Origin of the sequence: Algicella marina (assembly GCF_009931615.1) — a bacterium.
Taxonomy (GTDB): Bacteria; Pseudomonadota; Alphaproteobacteria; order Rhodobacterales; family Rhodobacteraceae; genus Algicella; species Algicella marina.
This window is the reverse complement of record NZ_CP046620.1, coordinates 1,799,236-1,820,456: the sequence shown is the minus strand read 5'-3', so window position 1 is coordinate 1,820,456 and position 21,221 is coordinate 1,799,236. Positions and strand designations below refer to the sequence as shown.

Genomic DNA, 21,221 nt, shown 5'->3' with positions numbered 1-21,221 from the left:
CCCTAGCGGGGCGCCAGCCGTATCGCCCCGTCCAACCGCATCACCGTGCCGTTCAGCATCGGGTTTTCCGCGATTTCCAGCACCAACCGTGCGAACTCGGAAGGCTTGCCCAATCGTGGCGGAAACGGCACCGCCGCGCCGAGGCTTTCGCGCACCTCCGTCGGCAGCCCTTCCACCATCGGCGTCTCGAACATCCCCGGCGCAATCGCACAAACGCGGATACCCTGCCGGTGCAGGTCGCGGGCCATTGGCAGCGTCATGGCCGCCACCGCACCCTTGCTGGCGGCATAACCGATCTGGCCGATCTGTCCCTCGTAGGCGGCAATCGAGGCGGTATTGACGATCACCCCGCGCTCCCCATCCTCGCCCTCAGGCTCCAGCGCCACCATTCCTGCCGCCGCCTGTGTCGCCAGGTTGAACGTGCCCATCAGGTTTACCGCCATCACCTTCGCGAACACGTCGGGATCGTGCGGCTTGCCCTCCCGGTCAACCGTCTTCGCCCCGGGCGCGATGCCTGCGCAGGAAACGGCGATCCGGGCCACGCCGTGGGCCTCCGCCGCCTTGGCCAGCGCCGCGCTCACCGCTGTTCCGTCAGTCACGTCTGTGGCCACGAACAGGCCGCCGATCTCGTCGGCCACCGCCTCACCCGCATCGCGGTTCAGGTCCAGAACCGTCACCGTGGCGCCCCTCTCGGCCAGCGCCCGCGCCGTTGCCGCGCCCAGCCCCGATGCCCCGCCGGAGACGACGGCCGCGCAGCCCGCGATTTTCATGCCAGTTCCACGGCTACCGCCGTGCCCTCGCCGCCGCCGATACAGATCGCCGCCACACCGCGCCGCAGCCCGCGCTGCTCCAGCGCGTTCAGCAGCGTCACGATGATCCGCGCTCCCGAGGCGCCGATCGGGTGACCCAGTGCACAGGCGCCGCCCAGAACGTTCAGTTTCTCGCGCGGCACGCCCATCTCTGCCATGAATGCCATCGGCACCACCGCGAAAGCCTCGTTCACTTCCCACAAATCGACATCGCCCGCGTCCCAGCCCACGTAATCCAGCACCTTCCGCGCCGCCGGCACCGGCGCGGTGGTGAACAGGCCCGGCGCCTGCGCATGGCTCGCATGGCCATGCAGGTAGGCACGTATCGCCAGCCCCCGTGCCTCTGCCACGCTCCGACGTGTCAGCACCAGCGCCGCCGCGCCGTCGGAGATAGACGAGGAATTGGCCGCCGTCACCGTCCCGCCTTCGCGAAACGCAGGCTTCAGCATAGGTATTTTCTCCGGGCGTGCGGTCTTCGGTTGTTCGTCCTCAAGCACGTCTACATCGCCCTTGCGCGCCGCAACCGTTACCGCTGCTATCTCCGGCGCAGAATCAGCCGCAAGAGCCGCCTCAAGGGAAGCGAGTGCATACCCGTCCTGCGCTTCGCGTGTGAACTGGTAAGTCTCCGCGCAATCTTCCGCGAAACTCCCCATAAGCCGCCCCTTTTCATAGGCATCTTCCAATCCATCGAGGAACATGTGGTCGACCACTGCTCCGTGTCCCAGCCTTGCCCCGCCGCGCATCTTCGGCAAGAGATAGGGCGCTTGCGTCATGCTCTCCATCCCGCCCGCGACCACGACCTTCCCGGCACACAGCCGCACCTGGTCATGGGCGATCATCACCGCCTTCATGCCCGAGCCGCACATCTTGTTCAGCGTCGTCGCCGGCACATCCTCGCCCAGTCCGGCGGCAAACCCAGCCTGCCGCGCGGGGGCCTGCCCCTGGCCTGCTGGCAGCACACAGCCCATCAGCAACTCGTCCACGTCCGCAACCGCCACGCCCGCCCGCTCCAGGGCCGAGCGGATGGCGACACCGCCGAGTTCGGCCGCCGTCACGCCCGAGAGCGCCCCCTGAAAGCCGCCCATGGGCGTGCGTGCCGCACCCGCGATAACAACCGGATCTTCCATGGTTTCCTCCCCGCGCGGCCCGTCGCCGCGTCATGATCTTCAGTTCCACTCCACACTATCGGCGGCCACGGCGTCAACGACCGACATTCCTGCTGCCAATCCGCGTCACCCGTGGTAGCCATGGCCGCAATGGGCCCGAACGTGCAGGTCCGCAGGCAACGGATGGAGGAAACGCCTTGCTCAAGCCACTCAGACGCCGCACCGCCCTGCTGGCTCTCGCCTTCTGCCTCGCGGTGCCCGCCTTTGCCCATTCGAAGAAGGAGGCAAGCAGTCCCGCCGATGGCGCTACGCTTTCCGCTGCGCCGGAGGTCATCACCCTGACTTTCGACAAGCCCACCACGGTCACCTCCATTCGCCTGACCGGCAGCGACGGCACAGACCACGAGGTTGAACGGCGCTCCCCCCTCACTCCCGCAACCACGTTCGAGGCCACGCCCGCCGCCATCCCCGCCGGCAGCTACATCATCGAATGGCGTGGCCTTGCCGAGGATGGCCACCCGCTTCAGGGCACGGTCAGCTTCAGCATCCAGTAGGGAGGGCAGGGCGATCGAGGCGCTCTTTTCCGATGGCATGACCCTGCTGTCCGTGGCGGTCAAATTCGCCGCCTACGCGGCCACATTGCTGGCCGCCGGCAGTGCCCTCGCGGTCTGGAGCCTCTCCGAACTCAACTACGAAACCCGGTCGGAAACGCGCCGCGTCGCTGTCCTCGCGGCACTCGCCGCAGCGGTGTTTTCCGCTCTGCGCCTCCCGCTCCGCGCCTGGTTTCTCACCGGCGGCACATTGCGCGAAGCGGCGGAACCGACGATCTTCGGCCTGATCATCAACAGCCCTCTCGGCACCAGCCTCGAGATTCGCCTTGCCGGTCTCGCCCTCATCCTGTTTCTGGTCACCGATGGCCGCGCTGCCCAGTTCATCGCCGCCACTGGCGCCGCCATCGTCGCGGCTTCCTTTGCCTTTCGCGGGCATTCACTGGGGGAGCCGCGCCTCGCCCTCGGCGTGCTGATTTGGCTGCACATGCTCGCTGTGTCCTTCTGGATCGGCGGCTTCCATCCGCTCCACCGCCTCGCCCTCGCCGACGCGAAACAGGCAGGTTTTGCCGCCCGGGAATTCGGCCGCATCGCTCTTGTCACTGTCGCTCTGCTGGCGGTCTCCGGCATCGCTCTGCTCTACCTCTTCACCGGTGATCCCATTGCCGCACTGGCCACGCCCTACGGCCGCATCTTTACCCTGAAACTGCTTGCCTTCGCCGCCCTTATGGCCATCGCCGCCGGCAACAAGCTGTGGCTGACGCCCGCATTGCTGAAGGGTAGGCCGCAGGCCGGAAGCCGCCTGCGTCGCGCCATCCGGCTGGAGGTGCGCATCGTCGCCGTGATCCTCGCCGTCACGGCCGTCTTCACCACGGTCACATCGCCGGAACGCCCGGGCGAGCCCGCCGGCATGCAAATGCACTGAGTCCCCAGCACCGCCCCGGCGGCCCGGCGGTCAGGTTGCTGGCTGCGTTCCCCGCTCACGATAGGGTGTGGTACCGAAATGCGCCCTGTAGCATTTCGAGAAATGCGACGGCGATGCGAAGCCGCAGGCCAGCGCCACATTGATCACGCTCATGTCCGTTTGCATCAGCAGGTTTCGCGCCCGTCCCAACCGCAGTTCCATGTAATAGCGTTTGGGGCTGCGGTTGAGATAGCGCCGGAACAGCCGCTCCAACTGTCGGGTAGACATGCCCACGTCTGCAGCCAGTTGCGTCGGCGAAACCGGCTCCTCGATACTGCCTTCCATCATATGGATCACGGTCGACAGCTTGGGATGCCGCACGCCGATCCGTGTCGGGATCGACAGCCGTTGCTCGTCCCGGTCGGTGCGGATCGAGGTGTGGATCATCTGATCCGCCACCGTATTGGCCAGAGGCGAGCCGTGCCGGTCCGCTATCAGTTTCAGCATCATGTCGGACGGTGCGGTTCCGCCGGAGGAGGTTATGCGATTGCCGTCGATGACAAAGACATTCTGCGCCAGTTCGATTTCCGGGTAATCCTCGACGAAACTGTCGCGATTGTCCCAGTGGATCGTCGCCCGCCGTCCGTCCAGCAGCCCGGCCTTCGCCAGCACGTGGCTTCCGGTGCAAACGGCGCCCACCGTCATCCCCTTGCGATGCTCCCGCCGCAGCCAGGCCAGCACCGCCTTGGTCGTTGAGTTCTTCACGTCGCGCCCGCCGACGACAATGATCGTCTCGTCCCGGTCCAACTCCACCAGTCCGGCGTCCGGCGTGATCCGTACCCCGCCGGAACTGGATACGAGCTCCGGATTCTCGCCCAGCACCCGCCAGGAATACAGCGTTCCATGTGAATTGAAATTCGCCAGCCGCAGTGGCTCGACCGCGCTGGAAAAGGCAAGCAGCGTGAAGTTTTCCAGCAGCAGGAAAGCAAACCGCTCCGTCTTGTGTTCCACTTCGGTCACGACCAGCTACCTTCCAAAGCTCCAGACCCGGTTTGGAACGCCATGGAAGGGTAGGTCAAGGGATAATAATCCAGGCTCCAGGGCCCGGAAATTTTCTTGCCGCATTCGGCCTCAATTGCTTCCCATCTGTCGCCGATCCCCCTATAAGAGCGCCTCACAGCAAAAACCTCACACGGGATGGAAGAGATGACAGCTCAGTGGCAGAAGACTGAATGGCGCGCGAAGGAACGGGTCCAGATGCCCGATTATACCGACGCGGAAGCCCTTGCCGCCGTGGAGAAACGCCTGTCCAGCTATCCGCCCCTCGTTTTTGCAGGGGAGGCGCGCAAGCTTACACGCGCTCTCGGCGAAGTCGCGGAAGGCCGTGGATTCCTTCTTCAGGGCGGCGATTGCGCTGAAAGTTTTGAGGAATTTTCCGCCGACCTGATCCGCGACACCTACAAGGTGATGCTGCAGATGGCCGTGGTCCTGACCTTCGGCGCCAAGCTGCCAGTGGTCAAGATCGGCCGCATGGCCGGCCAGTTTGCCAAGCCCCGCTCCGCCCCGACAGAGGTGAAGGATGGCGTCGAACTGCCCAGCTACCGGGGCGACATCATCAACGATATCGGCTTCTCCGCCGAATCGCGCATTCCGGATCCGAACCGGATGCTTCAGGCCTACACGCAGGCCGCGGCCTCGCTGAACCTGCTGCGCGCCTTCAGCCAGGGCGGTTTCGCCGACATCGCCCGTGTCCACTCGTGGACGCTGGACTTTGCCAAGGACATGCCGGGGTTCGAGCGTTACGACGCGCTCGCCAACCGCATCTCCGAGTCGCTCGACTTCATGGAGGCCGCGGGCGTCACCGGCGAGACGGCGGACACCCTTCACCGCGTCGATTTCTACACCAGCCATGAAGCATTGTTGCTGGAGTACGAAGAGGCGCTCTGCCGCGTGGACAGCACCTCCGGCCTGCCCGTCGCCGGCTCCGGCCACATGATCTGGATCGGTGACCGCACCCGCCAGCCTGATGGCGCGCATGTCGCCTTCTGCCGCGGCGTGCAGAACCCGATCGGCCTCAAATGCGGCCCGTCGATCAGCACCGACGACCTGAAAAGGCTGATCGACACCCTGAACCCGGACAACATCCCGGGTCGTTTGACGCTCATCAACCGTTTTGGCGCAGGCAAGGTCGGCGATCACATGCCGAAGCTGATCCGGGCGGTGCAGGAAGAAGGCCGCAAGGTCGTTTGGTCCTGCGACCCGATGCACGGCAACACCATCAAGGCGGCCTCCGGCTACAAGACCCGCCCGTTCGAAAGCGTGCTGCGCGAAGTTCGCGAGTTCTTCCAGATCCATGCGGCCGAGGGCAGCTATCCCGGCGGCGTGCATTTCGAGATGACGGGCAAGGATGTCACCGAATGCACCGGCGGTGTGCGCGATGTGACCGATGGCGATCTTTCCGACCGTTACCACACCGCCTGCGATCCGCGCCTCAACGCCAGCCAGTCGCTGGAGCTTGCATTCCTCGTCGCCGAGGAACTGGACCAGCGCCGCCGCACCCGGGCGCAAGCGGCGGAGTAACGCGTGCCACCCCGGGCCGTCCTTACCTCGGCCGCAGGGGTCGGAGACGCAGAGGCGCAATGGCTGGCGGAGGCTTTCTCCGCCCGCCCGCGCCGCCTGTCACCCACCGCACTGGTGATTCCGGTGGACGAAGCCCCCGAGGGCCTCGTCGCGCCATCGGGGTGCGATCTCAACATTCTTTCCGGCGGTTTCGTGCCCCGGCTTTTCATCGCCGACATGGACAGCACCATGATCGAGGTGGAATGCATCGACGAACTCGCCGATTACGCCGGCGTCAAGCCACAGGTCTCCGACATCACCGAACGGGCGATGCGCGGCGAACTCGATTTCGAGGAAGCACTTCGCGAACGGGTGTCGCTGCTCAAGGGGCTGCCGGTTTCTGTTCTGCAGGAATGCTACAATCAGCGCATCACCTTCAGTCCCGGCGCCGCTGCCTTGCTTGCGGGCTTGCGCGGGGCAGGGGTCGAAACCGCACTCGTTTCCGGCGGGTTCACGTTTTTCTCGGAGCGGGTGGCAGCTGAACTTGGCTTCCACAGCCACCAGGCCAACTCGCTTGAGGTCGACAACGGCCATCTCACCGGCCGCGTCACCCCGCCGATCCTCGGGCGCGCCGCCAAGGAAGAGGCGTTGCGCCGTATCTCCGAGCGTCTCGGCATCAGCCCGTTCCAGGCTGTGGCCATCGGCGATGGCGCCAACGATCTCGCGATGATCGGCGCCGCCGGTCTCGGCATCGCCTACAAGGCCAAGCCGGCTGTCGCCGCAGAAGCCGATGTCCGCCTCGATCACTCGGACCTGAGCGCTGTACTCGCCCTGATCGGAGTGGCGCTGCCCTAGTCAGGGTCCGCGCAGGCAGGCCGCAACGCAAAACGCGCCCCAGCAGGGACGCGCCGCACAACTCAATCCTGAAATACCGCCGTCAGTCGCGGGACGATACGATCCGCAGATGCCCGCGTTTCGGCGCCGTCCGCTCCACCTCGGCGTTGGTCTCGACGGTCCGCAGGCGTGCCCCTTCCGGAAGAGCCGCCGTGTACGGGTCGGCTTCCTCAGCAAACCCTGCGGCCATCGAACGGCTCTCGCCCTCGCTTTCGGTGATCGTCGCCATCTTTACACCGGTGATGGAGAAATTCGCCGGTGACGAGACGATTTTCTCATCCGTCACCACGCAACCCAATACCCGTGTGACCTCACCGAAATCGCTGCGCAGCGGCATCATCAACATCCGGGCCTTGGTTTCCTGCCCGTCATGGCCCCGGCCCAGGAGCTCCAACTCGATCACCGCCGGCGAGTTCAGCACCGTGTTGATATGCGCCGTAAATGCTGCACGGTGCGACGCTTCCATGAACGCCTCCGGCGGCATGCCCCGAACTTCCATGCCCATCATCTCGCACAGCGACATCCCCGCGAGCCGCACTCGCAACTGGTTCGGGTTGAGTTGTTCGAGAATGAACATGTGTTCCAGCGCATCTTCGAATTTGCGCGGGTCCAGTTCCGCCCTGTAGGGGGCGACGCGTCCGTTCCGCAAGTTCTCCCAGTACTGTCTCAGGTTGGCAAGAATATCCGATTTCATAGTCTGGGTTCTCAACACGGGCCTACTCTCCTCAATCAAACCGAACTCGAACGCCCTGCGTTCCTTTCTGTGTTGAAAGAGAATTTAATCGCATTTTACACAATTGTCCCATGTTTTGGTAGAGATTGCTTAACGCACCGCCTAAAGAGTGCGGAAACCAAAGCAATTTCAAAACGCTGCGGCGAGGGGGAGAGGCACGTGCCCATGAAATCTATGACAGGCTATGCCAGTGTGTCCGGCAGTGCCACGGGCCTCGATTGGGTCTGGGAGGCCCGCAGCGTCAACGCCCGCGGTCTCGATATCCGCGTGCGCGTGCCGGAGGGGGCGGAGGCGCTGGAAGCCGACATCCGCAAGGCCGCGCCCGCCGTTTTCAGCCGCGGCACCGTCTCCGTCTCGCTGCGCGTCTCCGGTGGCGAAGTCGAAGGCGGCTTCACCCTGAACTCCGACGGCGTGCAGAGCGTGCTGGCCGCGGCCCTCTCGCTCGAACAGTCGGCCCTGCAGGCCGGCGTCAACATAGCGCCCCTTTCCCTCGGCGACCTGCTCGGCCACCGCATGGTTGTCGATCACGGGCGTCTGGCGGATCGGCTCGCCAAGTGCCGCGATACCATTGCCGCCGACATTCCCGGACTGCTCGCTGACCTGGATGCCGCCCGCGCGGCCGAAGGCGACAAGCTGCGCGCGATTCTCGCGGCCCAGGTCGCGGAAATGGCGCGTCTCACTGAAGCCGCAGCCACCACCGCCGAGGCCCGCGCCGCCCGCGCGGGCGACGTGCTGCGCGCCCGTGTTCAGACCCTGCTCCACACCACCGAACGCGCCGATGAGGCAAGGCTCCAGCAGGAACTGGCGCTCCTCGCCGTCAAGTCCGACGTAACGGAGGAACTGGACCGCCTGCGCGCCCATATTGCCACCGCCCACGAATTGCTGGCCGCGACCGTCCCCATCGGCCGGAAGCTCGATTTCCTGATGCAGGAATTCAACCGCGAGGCCAACACCCTCTGCTCAAAGGCCGGTGCCGCGGATCTCACCGCCATAGGGCTTGACCTCAAGGTCGTGATCGACCAGATGCGCGAGCAATCGGCGAACGTGGAGTGAGCATGGCGAACATAACGCGCAACGGTCTTCTGATCATCCTCTCGTCTCCTTCGGGCGCGGGCAAGACAACCCTGTCACGCCGCCTGCTGGAGGCCGATCCCAATGTCGCGTTCTCCATCTCCGCCACCACCCGTCCGCCCCGGCCGGGGGAGGAAGAGGGCGTCCACTACTACTTCAAGGAACCGCAGGAATTCGCCCGCATGGCCGCCGAGGGCGAGATGCTCGAACACGCGGAGGTGTTCGGCCATCATTACGGCTCCCCCCGCCTCCCGGTCGAGGCGGCGGTGAACGAGGGCCGCGACATCCTCTTCGATGTCGACTGGCAGGGCGGCCAGCAGATCAAGAACTCCGCCCTCGGCAATCAGTCCGTGTCCATCTTCATCCTCCCGCCGTCCATCGCCGCCCTCGCCGCGCGGCTCAAGGCCCGCGGCCAGGACACGGCCGAGGTGATCGGCTTTCGCATGAAGAAAAGCCGCGACGAGATCAGCCACTGGGATTCCTACGACTATGTGCTCGTCAACGAGGATCTCGCCACCTGCGAGAGCGAACTGAAGGCCATCATCCGCGCCGAACGCCTCCGCCGGGAACACAGCAAGGCCGCCCTGAACACCTTCGTCCAGGGCCTCAACGCCGAATTCGAAAGGGGGCTCGCATGACCGGATTGTTTGATCTCGACGGCATTGCCCCGCACCTGCCCGAGGATGGCGACTGCTGGGTCGCACCCGGCGCCTGCCTCATCGGCAACGTCCATCTGCACACCGGCGCGTCCGTCTGGTTCAATGCCGTCCTGCGCGGTGACAACGAACCGATCACGCTGGGCGAGAACTCGAATATCCAGGACAACTCGGTCCTCCACACCGATCCAGGCTACCCGCTCACCATCGGGCGCGAGGTCACAGTCGGCCACCGCGCCATGCTTCACGGCTGCACGGTCGAAGATGGCGCACTGGTCGGCATGGGCGCCACCGTCCTAAACGGTGCCCGCATCGGTGCCGGCGCACTGATCGGCGCCAACGCCCTGATCACCGAAGGCAAGGAAATCCCGCCCGGCGCCCTCGTCATGGGTGCGCCCGGCAAGGTGATCCGCATTCTCGACGAAGCCGCCCAGGCCGGCTTACGCGAAACCGCCGCCCGCTACGTCGCCAACATGCGCCGCTACCGCAAGGGTCTCAGCGCCTCGATGCTGAAGGGCTGACAGCCGGTCCTCACACCGTTGGCGTGCCGACCACGACGTAAATCCCCGTATCTATATACCGCAGAACGCCCAGTTGCCCCATACCCCAGAGCGAGCAGGTGTAATTGCGCGCGTAGGCGGGATCCATATAGGTGCCGTCGCTCCGGTACAGGACCCAATGCAGTCCGAGCCCGCCGATGCCAACCGCCACCAGCATCCGTTCGTTCTCAGCCAGCGCAGGCGTGCCGGACAGGATCTCCACCCCCAGCTCGTCCAGCTGGTCGCGGACATTGGGATACTTCCATTCCAGCACCTTCGGAACCACGCAGCCGCTCATGGAAACGGAAACATCCAGCCCCAGCATCTGCCCGGCTCTGGCGATGCCATCGGGCATGGAATACGTGTCGACGCCGTTGGCTGTCACGGCGTAAATCGCGCGTTCGCAACCGTTGGAAAGCTCCAGCGGCTGCCCGATCCACATGCCGGTGTTTGGCACGCCGCTGCCCGTCATGTCCGGCATCTGGGCAATGCCCAGTTCCTTGGCCGCGACCAACAGGCATGCAGCACCGCAGGAAAGTCCGGTAAATTGTTGAAAGGTAAGGTTTGGCATTGAATTGGCTCCGTCAAATCCGGTGCACGACCCTGCACCCCGATTGTCCGCGAGCCTAACCGCTCAGACAGTGCGCTTCTGTGACCTCAGAAACAGACTCGCAAGTCATTCAGGCAACCGCAGGTAGAAACCCTCCCGATATCACGCGCCATCCGGCCCACGCTCCCGATACCAGTCGCTGATCGCCCCCGCCGTCGTCCACCATACCGTGTCGCCACCCGCGGTCTGCATGTACCGCAGCGCCCGCTCCAGGTGTTTCAGCCGATGCGGCTGGCCCATGATGTAGCCATGCAGCGCAATGCCCATCACCAGTGGCCGCCGCGCGCTCTCCGCCAGCATCACGTCGAAAGCGTCGATCATCATGTCGGCAAACTCCGCCCCCTCGCGTTTTCGCCCGACGATCTGCGGGATGTCGTTGATCTCCTGCGGATATGGCACGGACAATATCCGTCCGTTCCGCGTCTTCATCCACACGGGCTGGTCATCGTGGCACCAATCCAGCAGGTAGTCGTAACCCGCTTCCTGCAACAGGTCCGGGGTCAGCGCGCTCTGGCTGATCCACGGCCCCAGCCAGCCTTTCGGCGCTGCGCCCTCCCTGGCGGTCAGAGCTGCCGTCGCCTCGGCGATCAGCGCCGCTTCCCCGGCCTCGGGCAGCACTCCCTGCCGTTCCGCATTGGTGCGCCCGTGCCCGGCAATTTCGTCGCCCCGCGCCCGAAACGCCTCTACCAGCCCCGGCGCTTCGTCATAGGCCATCGCGTTCACCAGCGCCGTGCATGGCAGCTCCAGCCTGTCGAACAATTCCAGCATCCGCGGCGCGCCCACCCGGTTGCCGTAGTCGCGCCAGCCATAATTCAGCACGTCCGGTTGCGGCCCGCCCGGCGCCAATTCCGCCCCCAGCCCGTCACCGAAGGAAAATACCTCCAGGTTCATGCCCAGATACACCGCCAGCCGCCGGCCATCGGGCCAATCGAAATCCGGGCGTGTGGTAATGGCCGAGTAGGGATAGCGATTATGGTGGTTCAGCCGCATGGCGTTCCTTTCAGCGGTTGGTCAAAACACGGTCAATTGGTCAGAAAAATTGCCCAAAAAATCACCCAACACCAAAGTTCGCACAAAAAATACCTTCATTTTGCGGTCCGGGCCTCGCCAAATGGAATGCCACGTATACGACCCGAAGGGCAAGGGGCCGGGAGTGGCCGCACCAACAGGAGAGAAAACATGGATCGTCGCAAGTTTATCGCAGCGGCCGGCATCGGCGTGGGTGGTGCCGCGCTGGCCACGCCGCACGTCGCCCGCGCCCAGTCAACCCAGTGGAAGATGACCACGGCCTTTCCGCCCGGCCAGCCGTTCTACTCCACCGGCCCGGGCTCCCTGACCGACTTCGCGGATCGCGTCCGCACCATGTCCGGCGGGGCACTCGACATCCAGGTTTACCATGCCGGCGAACTCGTGCCCGCGTTTGAGGGGTTCGACGCCGTCCGCCAGGGCATCGTCGAGATGAACGGCTGGGTCAGCTACTTCGGTGCCGGCAAGGTGCCAGCCGCCCAGTTCTTCGGCGCCGTGCCGTTCGGCATGTCGACGCAGGGCCAGAACGCCTGGTTCTACTCCGGCGACGGCATCGACCTCTGGAACGAAACCTATGAACCGCTCGGCCTCGTCGCCATGCCCGTGGGCGCCACCGGTGTCCAGATGACCGGCTGGTTCAACAAGGAAATCAACTCCATCGACGACATGAAGGGTCTGCGCATGCGCATTCCCGGACTTGCCGGTAAGGCCTATGCCCGCGTCGGGGTGGAAGTGAAACTTCTGCCCGGCGGTGAAATCTTCCCCGCGCTGGAACGGGGTGTCATCGACGCCGCCGAATGGGTCGGCCCGGCACAGGACAAGATCCTCGGCCTCAACACCGCCGCCAAGTATTACTACACCACCGGCTGGCACGAACCGACGACGGTTACGGAACTCGCGATCAACAAGGCCGCGTGGGAAGGGCTGGGGCCGGAGCTTCAGGCCATCGTTTCCAACGCCGCGGCCGCCTGCAACACCATCTCGCATTCATGGGCGGAGGCCAACAACGCCATCGCGCTCAAGGAATTCGAGGAAGCAGGCACCGAGCTCAGGGTTCTGCCGGATGACGTGATCGCGGCGCTCAAAACCGAAATGGGCCCGGTCTACGACGAACTCGCCGCCGCCGATCCGCAGTTCAAGAAGGTGATGGAGAACTATTTCACCTTCAAGGAACAGCATGACATCTGGGCCAATGCGTCCGAGGAAGTCTGGCATTCCCAGTTGCGCGACGCCTGATCCGGCAACAGGCGGCGCCCCCACCGGGGTGCCGCCACTCCCCCAACGCACAGGTCAAAATGAACTTCGCCCTCAAATGCGCCGACCGGGTGGATACGCTCACCCGCTGGGCCTCCCGTCTGGCCACGGCGCTTCTGCTCGCCCTCGTGGCCCTCGTCTTCTTCAACGTCTTCGGCCGGTACGCCATCGGTGACAGCCCCGTCTGGATGCAGGAACTGGAGTGGCACATCATGGCGCCGGTCGCACTTCTGGGCATCACCGTGCTGATGCTGGAAAACGGCCACGTCCGCGTCGATTTCCTCTATGATCGCCTTTCCCCGAAATTGCAGAGCGCGCTGGACCTCTTCTCCATGCTCTGCGGCATCGCCATCGGCATCCTGTTCATCAAATATTCCGCCGGCTTCGTCGACAGCGCCTGGTCGATCCGCGAAGGCTCGCCCGATCCCGGTGGCCTGCCGGGCCGCTATGTCGTCAAGGCGATGATCCCGGTGGCCTTCGGCCTGTTCGCGCTGCAATGCGCCGCCAATGCTGTCCGCCATGCCGCCGCCCTGAAAGGACCGAACTGATGGAAATGATCGCCATCTACATGATCCTCGGCTTCATGGTCGCACTGCTCATCGGCATGCCGGTCGGCATCGGCATCGCCGTCGCCGGTTTCGTCTTCGGCTGGATGGGCTTCGGCGATTTCCTGTTCAACCTCGTCCCCGCCCGTATCTTCGGCGTGGTCACGAAATACGAATTTCTTGCCATTCCGCTGTTTGTCTACATGGGCGTGATGCTGGAGAAATCCCGCGTCGCTGAGGATATGCTGGAGGTCGTCGGCCGCCTCTCCGGCCGGCTCAATGGCGGCATGGCCATCGCGCTGATCGTGGTCGGCGTGCTCATGGGGGCCTCCACCGGCATCGTCGGCGCCACGGTGGTGACGCTGACACTGCTGACGATGCCCATTCTGCTGAAGCGCAACTACGATGGCGGTCTCGCCGCCGGAGCCATCTGCGCCTCCGGCACTCTCGGCCAGATCATCCCGCCGTCACTGGTGCTGATCCTGCTGGCCGACATCATGGGCGAAAGCGTCGGCACCCTCTTCGCCGCCGCGATGATGCCCGGGCTGATGCTCGCCGCGCTCTACATCGCCTACATCCTGATCCTCGGCAAACTGCGACCGGAGATGATGCCGCCGATCCCTGCTGAAGAACGGGCAGAGATCCGCGGGCGCGCGCTGGCATGGAAGGCGGTCAAGGCCCTCGCCCCGCCGCTCGCCCTCGTCGGCGGCGTTCTCGGCACCATCATCGGCGGCATCGCCGCGCCCACAGAGGCGGCTGGCGTCGGTGCTGTCATATCCATCGCCATCGCCGCGCTCTACGGGCGTCTGACCCTGTCGATGATCTGGGAAGCGGGGCAGAGCGCCCTGCGTATCTCGGCGATGATCTTCTTCATCCTGATCTGCGCACAGGTCTTTTCCGTAGCCTTCCGCGGCCTCCATGGCGAGGATCTGGTCAAGGATACGCTGGCGCTTCTGCCCGGCGGCGAGACCGGGGCGCTGATCTTCCTGATGCTGCTGCTCTTCGTCCTCGGCTTCTTCCTCGAATGGATCGAGATCAGCTACATCGCGCTGCCGCTTCTCCTGCCGTTCTTCAAGGAACAGGGCACGGATATGGTTTGGCTGGCGGCGCTCATCGCGCTCAACCTCCAGACCAGCTTCCTGACACCACCGTTTGGCTGGGCGCTGTTCTTTCTGAAAGGTGCGGCACCGCCGCAGATCACTACGGCGATGATCTATCGCGGCGTCCTGCCGTTCATCGCCATCCAGGCACTGGCGCTCGTGCTGCTGTTCTTCGTCCCGGGCATCGCCACGTGGCTACCGGACGCCATCGGCTGGTAGAGCCGGCGCGGCACCGGGCTGTTCCCGGTGCCGTTGCCTTACAACGCCAGCGAAATCCGGATCGCGCCATCAGTGATCTTGCGCTGGAACTTGGCCCGCTGCAGTGCCACCGTCGTGCCCAGCAAGATGAACTGCACATCCGATGCCGCCAGATCCTCGACGACGATCCCGCCATCGACCATATCCCAGAACGCTTCCATCGGCTTTACCCGCTCGCACTCGACGGCAATGCTGAACCCCATCGCCGACAGCGCCACCCGGATCTCGCCTCCCAGAGGCAGCGATTTCTCCACGCACAGCAGCGTCAGCAGCAACAGCTTGCCGACAATCCGGGGCAGTTCCGTCGCGGCGGTATCGAGCACCACCACCGTCCGGCCCTGGAACATTGCACCGGTCGCCAGCCGCACCTCGCTCATCTGCAGCTTCGATTCTTTCGGCGTCGCCCCGAAGGCAATCCGGAAATAGCGCAGCTTGGCGCTTGCGGAATTGACGCTCTCGCCAATCAGACCAAGTTCCGGTGAAGGTTTGTTTGTCAGGTCCTGCATCAGCTCGACACCGTTGCTGATCGCGCCGATGGGGCTTATCAGGTCGTGGCAGATCCGTGAACTCACCAGCGCGGAAAGATCTTCCTTGTTCATCCGGGGTACTCCTTCAGGCAACAGAAAGCGCTATCCATGACGTCACTTCTCGAACCCGGAATGCTCGTCCGCCATCCCGATCAACCCGATTGGGGCTTGGGTCAGGTCCAGTCGGTCATCGGTGACAGGATTACGGTAAATTTCGAGCATCAGGGCAAAACCACAATCAATTCGCGCATCATTCAGCTCGAACCGGTCTGGAGCACTGGCTGAGCGTGCAAAAACCTAGTGGCAACAAGCTTAACGTGTGATTAACGCAACGACCAAGTGCTTTATGGGATACCAGCCGCGGTTGCCACGCCTCCAGCTTTTCACTAAGTAACGGTCGCACGAAACCGGGCCATGTGGGGGCCCCTTGCGCCGGACACTGCCGAATGGAGTATGACAGCAGCCGTTTTAGCGTTCGGCTGGCCGAAACCGAGACGGAACTGCGCGCCGCCCAGCGGCTGCGCTATCGCGTGTTTGTGGAGGAAATGGGCGCAAAGGCGGCCGAGGCCGACCACGCCGCCCGGTTGGAACGCGACAGCTACGACGATATCTTCGACCACCTGATCCTCAGCGACCGCCAGATCGAGGATCCGCTGGATCGGGTCGTCGGTGCCTACCGTCTCCTGCCGGACGTCCGCGCCCGCGAAACCCGCGGCTTCTACGGGGCAGGGGAGTTCGACCTCTCGCCCATCCTCGCCCTCGGTCGCCGTTCGGTGGAACTCGGCCGTTCCTGCGTGGCGCCCGAGCATCGCGGCGGGGTTGCCATGCACCTGCTCTGGAACGCCCTCGCCGAATACGTGCTGTCCCGCGAGATAGAGATCATGTTCGGCGTCGCCTCCTTCCACGGCACCGACGCCAGCGCCATCGCTCCGGCGCTGTCTCTCCTGCACACCAAGCACCTCGCTCCGCCCGACCTCCGCGTCCGGGCGCTGACCGAAAACGCAATCCCGATGGATGTGCTGCCCGAGAGCGAGATTGACGCCCGCATGGCCATGCGCCAGATCCCCAACCTCATTAAGGCTTATCTCCGCCTTGGTGGCTTCGTCGGGGAGGGCGCCTTCGTTGACCATGATTTCAACACCATCGACGTCTGCCTGCTGATGGACACCACCCGGATGACCAGCCGCTACCGCGACTACTACACCCGCAATGCCGGTTGAAACGCCGCCCCCGATGCGCTGGGACGGTGCGCCGCAGCCCAGTTTTCCGCAGCCGACACCGCTCCAGCAGGCCGCCATCATTCCCCGTGCCACCGCGCTCCTGCTCGGTACCTTCCTGCTGACACCCTTCGTCCTGTTGTTCCGCCAACTGGAACGGATAATTCCGGGTAAGACTTCAACCCGCATAATCCGGCTCTGGGCGCGGCTGAACCTCTGGCTTTGCGGCCTGCGCCTCACCCGCATCGGCACGCCGATGCGGGGGGAGGGTGCCTTCGTCGCCAATCACATCGGCTGGCCCGACATCTTCACCATGCTCGCGGCCACGGAAACCTACTTTGTCTCCAAGGCCGAAGTTCGCGGCTGGCCGCTCGTCGGTCCCTTCAGCCAGGTCGTCCGCCCCGTCTACATCGAGCGTCGGCGCACCGCCGCCAAGGCTCAGGAAGACCAGTTGCGAGAGCGTCTGGCCATGGGGCATCGCCTGTGTTTCTTTCCCGAAGGCACCAGCACCGACGGCCAACGCGTGCTACCGTTCAAATCCAGCCTGTTCTCGGTGTTCTTCCACGAGGATATGGCCCACGCGCACATCCAGCCCGTCACCCTCACCTACCACCCCCGGCAGGGGCTGCCTGCATCCTTCTATGGCTGGTGGGGGGAGCGTGGGTTGGGCGAGCACCTGAAGGCGGTCTTCGCGCTGTCATGGCGCGGCGAAGTCCGCGCCACCTTCCATGAACCCATCGCCATCGCCGATCATGTCAACCGCAAGAGCCTCGCCACCGCGAGCGGCGAGGCGGTCAGGGCCGAACTGGAACGCATTTTCATGGCAGAGGCGCCGGAGCGCACCGCTCAGGGCTGAAGCCAAACCTCGACCGTCCCGCGCGGAGGCTGCGGTCGATAGGCCGAAAGGTCACTCAGCAAAGCATCCTGCTGCAAGCCCGCCTGCAACCACATCGCGAGCGCCTGATCCTCGCGATGGAAATACCGAACCACGGTGGCCTGCGGGCCGAACGCCGTCGGCTCCTCCATTTCCACCGTCGCCAGTTCCAGCGCTCGCAGTTCTTTCTCCACGCGCTCGGCCAGATCCTGTGCCGGCCCCTCCGGCGCGTGCAGCATCACCTGCATCGCCGTCGAGTCCAGCCCGGCCGCACCCAGCACAGCCACAAGGCTTTCCGGGTCGAAGATGAATTCGCTGGCCTCAGGCGCAGCATCCCCGGCGTCTTCCGCCGCCGCATCCGGCACCACGGCCGCCACCTCGATCTCTGCCACTGCCGGCGGGTCGGCAACCGGATCGTCGGCCGCCACCTCGCCTTCGGTTCCGGTCTCAGGGGCGAGTTCAGCCTCGGCTGCCGCGTCCGGCGCATCACCCGTGTCTGCAACCGCTTCAGCCGCAACCGCGATGCTGTCGTCAGCATCTTCCACAACGGCCTCTTCAGCAACGTCCTGCTCAGCTTCGACCGCCGGTGCCTCCACCGCCGCGATCACCGCCTCATCCGGCGCGGCGTCGCTTTCCGCCACCTCCGCTTCAACCTCGGCCGCTTCGGTCTCCACCGTCACGGCCCGTGTTGCCTCCAGCTCTTCCGGGGCCAGCGCCGCCACCTGAACCGGCTCCGGCGTCCGCTCGTAAGGATACACCGCATCCGCCGTCAGCAGCGCCTGTGGCAATGCAGTCCGGTCCCAGATCGACGGGCCCGGGCCGGTAGTCCATGCATTCAGAACCTTTTCCCACGCCTCACCGTCCCAGGAGGCCAGCGCGAGGCTGGTCAGAACATTTGGCGCGGTTGGCCGCGTCTGCGTCACGATCACGGCCGCATCGGGCGCGGTATCGGCCAGCACCATGCCGGGGTCGCCCTCCGCCCACCATTTCTCCGGCTGAACTTCGCCCTCGGGCAGCACTGCCTGCGCGAACAGCGTGTCTTCGTCCGGTGCCAGCAGGGCCTCGGGCGCGCTCGCCAGTATGGAAATTTCGTCCGTCTCCGGTTCCGCATCGACTGCCGCGGTCTCCGCGACCTCTTCCTCGCCGCTCTCGAGGTCGCCGAAGGCCCGCGCCAGTGCTTCCTCCGGTGCCGGTTGGGGGGCGGCGCTCTCGCCCTCGAACAGGTCATCGACGACGAGGAACATCAGCAGGCCACCAACGATGACCACGCCGCCCAGTACCGGCACCACCGTTTCCGCCCGCGAAGACTTCCGCGCCGGCCGACGTTCCGGCCGTGCCTTGCCGCTGGTCTTGCCGGCCGGAAACGGTGCCGAACTTATCGCCTCCAACCCGCTGCCAGGGGCCGTGCTGGGCCGAATCACCTTGTCAGAACTGCCGCCGCGTCTAGCCAAACCTACATCTCCTGGGGGGCCTTGGCCGCATCGCGACATTCCCCCGTTGCATTCACGTCCAATACAGGAATTGGTTTCACAACCCTGTGCGTTTTATCGCGTTTTCTTACTCATTTCGTCCATAGCGGGAAAAACCATCAAAAATGTGGCCGCTTTCGGTCGAAACGCTGGACAGGCAATCCCTCCCGCTTATCGTATTCGTTAAGGAAGTGTTAATTCGGCAAACTTTATCGAGTCGCCGACAGTCGGAACGCTTCCCCGTGTATTTATCAGAAGTAGGGGAGTAAAAAAATGACTGAACGTCCAATGAAAACTGTATTACTTGCAGTTGCGCTCGTGGCGTCGACGGCTTTGCCTGCGTTTTCGCAGGAAGATGGCGAAGGCATCAAGATCTACTTTGATCTTGGAAGTGCAAGCGTGCCAGCGCCGGAGCAGGCCAAGCTCGATGCGGCCGCCCGTCTTTTTCGCGAAGGCAATCCTTTTGTGATGATTGTCTCAGGCGCTGCCGATAAAACAGGCGATCCTGGGGTCAACCTCGATCTCTCGCTGGCCCGCGCCAACAAGGTTGCTGACGCCCTCGTTGCCCGCGGTATACCGGTTGAAAGGTTGCAGGTTCTGGGTCGCGGAACCAGCGAACCCGAGGTAGAAACCGCTGAAGGCGTGGCCGAAGAGCGTAATAGACTGGTGGAGATTAACTGGCGATGACAATTCGGACGGCCCTGCTGGCAAGCTTGATCGGCGCATTTCTCGGTGCGGACGCGCGTGCGCAAGTTGACTGGCCGGACGGGGCCGCCGCTTTCGGCGCCCAGGATTTCGCCGCCGCCCGCACCCTGTGGGAGGCGGAGGCCAACACCGGCTCTGCCCGCGCCCGCTTCGGTCTCGGCCTGCTCTACGATCTCGGCCTTGGCGTCGGGCGCGACCCGGTGAAGGCGATGCGCTGGTATCTTGAATCCGCCGAACAGGGGCTGCCCAAGGCCCAGTTCAACGTCGGTGTAATGCTGGATGCGGGCACCGGCGGCACCCGTTCGGTGGAGGCCGCCGCCATCTGGTACGCCCGCGCTGCCGCCAGTGGCCACCGTCGTGCCCAGTACAATCTCGGCCTGCTCTACGCCCAGGGTGACGGCGTGCCGCAGAATCCCGATGTCGCCGCCTTCTGGCTCGCAGCCGCGGCCGAGGAACTGCCGGCTGCCGCCGATCAGCTTGCCGGTCTGCCCGAGGTCGATGAAGGGGTGCTCACCGCGCCGCTGCCGCTGGCCGAAGCCATGGTCTCTGAAGAGGGCCCGCTCCGGGCAGAACTCGTCTGGTCCGCGCCGCCGCAGCCCGCGGGCAGTGTCTACGTGGTGGAACTCCGCGCCGCTGACCGCCAGGGTCTTCCGGTCGAGATAACGGAGACAACCTCCGCCTCCGCCACAGCAATTCCGCTGCCGGAGGAAGGCCGTACCTACTTCTGGCGCGTCAGTAGCGTCGATGCCACCGCCGCCGCCTACGAAAGTTCGCCATGGCGCCGGCTCGAGGGCGGCGAAGTCGCGGACCCTGCGCCGATGGCCGGTCAGAGCATCACCATCCGCACCCGAGAATTCGATATTCCCGCCCTGCGCCTTGGCCGTGAGATCGCCGAGAGCTTCCGCGCCGCCGGGCTTCGCACCCATCTCTCGGTGGGCGCATCCAGCGCAACGCAGACCACGGTCGCATACGCCTTCGAACGCGATGCGTCACTGGCCCGCGACGTTGCCGCCTTCCTGCCGGTCCTCCGTCAGAACGCCGCCGCTTTCGGCGCGTCTCGTCAGGCACTCCCGGGAAACATCACCGTCGATCTCGTCGGCGGCACGGCGGAGTAGCGCCGCCACCTCGCGATTACCGCCGCGGAAGTCAGTACATCGACTTGCGGTATTCCACTTCAAGGTCCTCGTCGATCCGCTGCATCTCCTCGGTGTCCTCGGGCGCCCCGGTGGTCTGGTCGAGAATGATCTTGGCCAGAGATGGCATCTCCCGCCGGTCCTGCAAATGCTCAGGATCCCACAGGTGAGAGCGTCGGAACGCCTTGGCACAGTGCAGAAACACCTCCTGCACCTGCACGACGATCGCCAGACGCGGCAACCGCTCCTGCACGCTCATCCGCTCCAGCAGTGCAGGCTCCGTCACCAGCGAGGCCTGGCCGTTTACCCGCAGCGTCTCGTCATATCCGGGCACGAGGAACAGCAGTCCCACCGTCGGATTGGCGATGATATTTGCAAGGCTGTCCAGACGGTTGTTCCCCGGCCGATCCGGAATCGCCAGCGTCCTCTCGTCGAGAATCTGCACAAAACCCGCCGGGTCGCCCCGCGGGCTGACATCCGCCCGCCCGTCCATGTCCTGCGTCCCGAGGCACAGAAATGGCGACCGGCGGATGAAGTCCTGCGCATGTCTGTCCAGCGCCGAGAGGCATTTTTTCGCCGCCAGGTCATGCGTCGGCGGAAACAGCGCCCGCAGTCCGGCCTCGTCCTGCACCACGTGTTCCGGCGCTACGTCAAATTTCTGCACCTAAGGACTCCCCCCTGAAC

At 64.6% G+C, this 21,221-nt stretch carries 24 protein-coding genes; 15 read left to right on the top strand and 9 right to left on the bottom strand.

Features of this window, described 5'->3' with window-relative positions:
- Nucleotides 1–2: 2 nt before the first annotated feature.
- Both GO499_RS09070 and GO499_RS09065 read right to left on the bottom strand, forming a co-directional pair.
- Nucleotides 3–770 (bottom strand): SDR family NAD(P)-dependent oxidoreductase, encoded by a 768-nt coding sequence (locus GO499_RS09070; protein ID WP_161861902.1) that lies wholly within the window; start codon nucleotides 768–770, stop codon nucleotides 3–5.
- Nucleotides 767–1,936 (bottom strand): acetyl-CoA C-acyltransferase, encoded by a 1,170-nt coding sequence (locus tag GO499_RS09065; RefSeq protein WP_161861901.1) that lies wholly within the window; start codon nucleotides 1,934–1,936, stop codon nucleotides 767–769. The genes GO499_RS09070 and GO499_RS09065 overlap by 4 nt, the downstream gene beginning before the upstream one ends.
- 176 nt (nucleotides 1,937–2,112) lie before the next feature.
- Between GO499_RS09065 and GO499_RS09060 the strand changes: the two genes are divergently transcribed.
- Nucleotides 2,113–2,469: a copper resistance CopC family protein gene (locus tag GO499_RS09060; protein WP_284154949.1), complete on the top strand. Its 357-nt coding sequence runs from the start codon at nucleotides 2,113–2,115 to the stop codon at nucleotides 2,467–2,469.
- A gap of 37 nt (nucleotides 2,470–2,506) precedes the next feature.
- Nucleotides 2,507–3,388, top strand: a complete 882-nt coding sequence (locus GO499_RS09055; protein ID WP_284154948.1) for a copper resistance D family protein — start codon at nucleotides 2,507–2,509, stop codon at nucleotides 3,386–3,388.
- Nucleotides 3,389–3,418: 30 nt separating this feature from the next.
- Here the strand turns inward: GO499_RS09055 and GO499_RS09050 are convergent, their stop codons facing one another.
- Nucleotides 3,419–4,387, bottom strand: a complete 969-nt coding sequence (locus tag GO499_RS09050) for a GlxA family transcriptional regulator (RefSeq protein ID WP_284154947.1) — start codon at nucleotides 4,385–4,387, stop codon at nucleotides 3,419–3,421.
- Between the two features lie 186 nt (nucleotides 4,388–4,573).
- Here GO499_RS09050 and GO499_RS09045 point away from each other — a divergent pair, with 186 nt between their 5' ends.
- Both GO499_RS09045 and serB read left to right on the top strand, forming a co-directional pair.
- On the top strand, nucleotides 4,574–5,947 hold the full coding sequence (locus GO499_RS09045) for a class II 3-deoxy-7-phosphoheptulonate synthase (protein WP_161861898.1): 1,374 nt from the start codon (nucleotides 4,574–4,576) through the stop codon (nucleotides 5,945–5,947).
- Between the two features lie 3 nt (nucleotides 5,948–5,950).
- Entirely contained in the window at nucleotides 5,951–6,781 is an 831-nt protein-coding gene (serB, locus tag GO499_RS09040; RefSeq protein WP_284154946.1) for a phosphoserine phosphatase SerB, read from the top strand.
- Nucleotides 6,782–6,863: 82 nt separating this feature from the next.
- Here serB and GO499_RS09035 read toward each other — a convergent pair whose 3' ends face one another.
- Entirely contained in the window at nucleotides 6,864–7,532 is a 669-nt protein-coding gene (locus GO499_RS09035; RefSeq protein ID WP_161861897.1) for a PAS domain-containing protein, read from the bottom strand.
- A 186-nt stretch (nucleotides 7,533–7,718) separates the two neighbouring features.
- Between GO499_RS09035 and GO499_RS09030 the strand changes: the two genes are divergently transcribed.
- The 3 genes from GO499_RS09030 to GO499_RS09020 are packed head-to-tail and all read left to right on the top strand — an operon-like array spanning nucleotide 7,719 to nucleotide 9,801.
- The gene (locus tag GO499_RS09030) at nucleotides 7,719–8,606 is read left to right on the top strand and encodes a YicC/YloC family endoribonuclease (RefSeq protein ID WP_284154945.1); all 888 of its coding nucleotides are present in this window, start codon (nucleotides 7,719–7,721) and stop codon (nucleotides 8,604–8,606) included.
- An 11-nt stretch (nucleotides 8,607–8,617) separates the two neighbouring features.
- Complete coding sequence (gene gmk / locus GO499_RS09025) at nucleotides 8,618–9,262, top strand: guanylate kinase (RefSeq protein WP_284154983.1); 645 nt, start codon at nucleotides 8,618–8,620, stop codon at nucleotides 9,260–9,262.
- Nucleotides 9,259–9,801, top strand: a complete 543-nt coding sequence (locus tag GO499_RS09020; protein WP_161861895.1) for a gamma carbonic anhydrase family protein — start codon at nucleotides 9,259–9,261, stop codon at nucleotides 9,799–9,801. Before gmk ends, GO499_RS09020 begins: the two co-directional genes overlap by 4 nt.
- 10 nt (nucleotides 9,802–9,811) lie before the next feature.
- Here GO499_RS09020 and GO499_RS09015 read toward each other — a convergent pair whose 3' ends face one another.
- Both GO499_RS09015 and GO499_RS09010 read right to left on the bottom strand, forming a co-directional pair.
- Complete coding sequence (locus GO499_RS09015; RefSeq protein ID WP_161861894.1) at nucleotides 9,812–10,390, bottom strand: T3SS effector IpaJ family cysteine protease; 579 nt, start codon at nucleotides 10,388–10,390, stop codon at nucleotides 9,812–9,814.
- Between the two features lie 141 nt (nucleotides 10,391–10,531).
- Complete coding sequence (locus tag GO499_RS09010) at nucleotides 10,532–11,419, bottom strand: polysaccharide deacetylase family protein (RefSeq protein ID WP_161861893.1); 888 nt, start codon at nucleotides 11,417–11,419, stop codon at nucleotides 10,532–10,534.
- Between the two features lie 189 nt (nucleotides 11,420–11,608).
- Between GO499_RS09010 and GO499_RS09005 the strand changes: the two genes are divergently transcribed.
- From GO499_RS09005 to GO499_RS08995, 3 genes are read left to right on the top strand one after another with little or no spacing between them, the layout of a single operon-like run.
- The gene (locus GO499_RS09005) at nucleotides 11,609–12,691 is read left to right on the top strand and encodes a TRAP transporter substrate-binding protein (RefSeq protein WP_161861892.1); all 1,083 of its coding nucleotides are present in this window, start codon (nucleotides 11,609–11,611) and stop codon (nucleotides 12,689–12,691) included.
- Nucleotides 12,692–12,750: 59 nt separating this feature from the next.
- Nucleotides 12,751–13,257 (top strand): TRAP transporter small permease subunit, encoded by a 507-nt coding sequence (locus GO499_RS09000; RefSeq protein ID WP_161861891.1) that lies wholly within the window; start codon nucleotides 12,751–12,753, stop codon nucleotides 13,255–13,257.
- On the top strand, nucleotides 13,257–14,573 hold the full coding sequence (locus GO499_RS08995) for a TRAP transporter large permease (protein ID WP_161861890.1): 1,317 nt from the start codon (nucleotides 13,257–13,259) through the stop codon (nucleotides 14,571–14,573). Before GO499_RS09000 ends, GO499_RS08995 begins: the two co-directional genes overlap by 1 nt.
- Nucleotides 14,574–14,611: 38 nt before the next feature.
- Here the strand turns inward: GO499_RS08995 and GO499_RS08990 are convergent, their stop codons facing one another.
- Entirely contained in the window at nucleotides 14,612–15,211 is a 600-nt protein-coding gene (locus GO499_RS08990) for a histidine phosphotransferase family protein (RefSeq protein WP_161861889.1), read from the bottom strand.
- Between the two features lie 36 nt (nucleotides 15,212–15,247).
- Between GO499_RS08990 and GO499_RS08985 the strand changes: the two genes are divergently transcribed.
- The 3 genes from GO499_RS08985 to GO499_RS08975 all read left to right on the top strand — a co-directional run bounded on the left by GO499_RS08985 (nucleotide 15,248) and on the right by GO499_RS08975 (nucleotide 17,212).
- Nucleotides 15,248–15,424, top strand: a complete 177-nt coding sequence (locus GO499_RS08985) for a DUF3553 domain-containing protein (protein WP_161861888.1) — start codon at nucleotides 15,248–15,250, stop codon at nucleotides 15,422–15,424.
- 161 nt (nucleotides 15,425–15,585) lie between these two features.
- A complete protein-coding gene (gene olsB / locus GO499_RS08980; protein WP_161861887.1) occupies nucleotides 15,586–16,359 on the top strand; it encodes an L-ornithine N(alpha)-acyltransferase in 774 nt (257 codons plus the stop codon).
- On the top strand, nucleotides 16,349–17,212 hold the full coding sequence (locus GO499_RS08975) for a lysophospholipid acyltransferase family protein (RefSeq protein WP_284154944.1): 864 nt from the start codon (nucleotides 16,349–16,351) through the stop codon (nucleotides 17,210–17,212). The genes olsB and GO499_RS08975 overlap by 11 nt, the downstream gene beginning before the upstream one ends.
- On the opposite strand, the gene GO499_RS08970 is transcribed toward GO499_RS08975, so the two are convergent.
- Nucleotides 17,203–18,681 (bottom strand): hypothetical protein, encoded by a 1,479-nt coding sequence (locus tag GO499_RS08970; RefSeq protein ID WP_161861885.1) that lies wholly within the window; start codon nucleotides 18,679–18,681, stop codon nucleotides 17,203–17,205. The two genes, GO499_RS08975 and GO499_RS08970, sit on opposite strands and share 10 nt — an antisense overlap.
- Nucleotides 18,682–18,972: 291 nt before the next feature.
- Here GO499_RS08970 and GO499_RS08965 point away from each other — a divergent pair, with 291 nt between their 5' ends.
- Together GO499_RS08965 and GO499_RS08960 are read left to right on the top strand one after the other, a co-directional pair.
- Nucleotides 18,973–19,386, top strand: coding sequence for an OmpA family protein (locus tag GO499_RS08965; protein WP_284154943.1), 414 nt, complete (start codon nucleotides 18,973–18,975; stop codon nucleotides 19,384–19,386).
- Complete coding sequence (locus tag GO499_RS08960; RefSeq protein ID WP_161861884.1) at nucleotides 19,383–20,519, top strand: tetratricopeptide repeat protein; 1,137 nt, start codon at nucleotides 19,383–19,385, stop codon at nucleotides 20,517–20,519. The genes GO499_RS08965 and GO499_RS08960 overlap by 4 nt, the downstream gene beginning before the upstream one ends.
- 31 nt (nucleotides 20,520–20,550) lie before the next feature.
- On the opposite strand, the gene GO499_RS08955 is transcribed toward GO499_RS08960, so the two are convergent.
- Nucleotides 20,551–21,201 carry a pyridoxamine 5'-phosphate oxidase family protein gene (locus tag GO499_RS08955; protein ID WP_161861883.1) on the bottom strand — a complete coding sequence of 217 codons (651 nt, stop codon included), beginning with the start codon at nucleotides 21,199–21,201 and terminating at the stop codon, nucleotides 20,551–20,553.
- Nucleotides 21,202–21,221 lie beyond the last annotated feature (20 nt).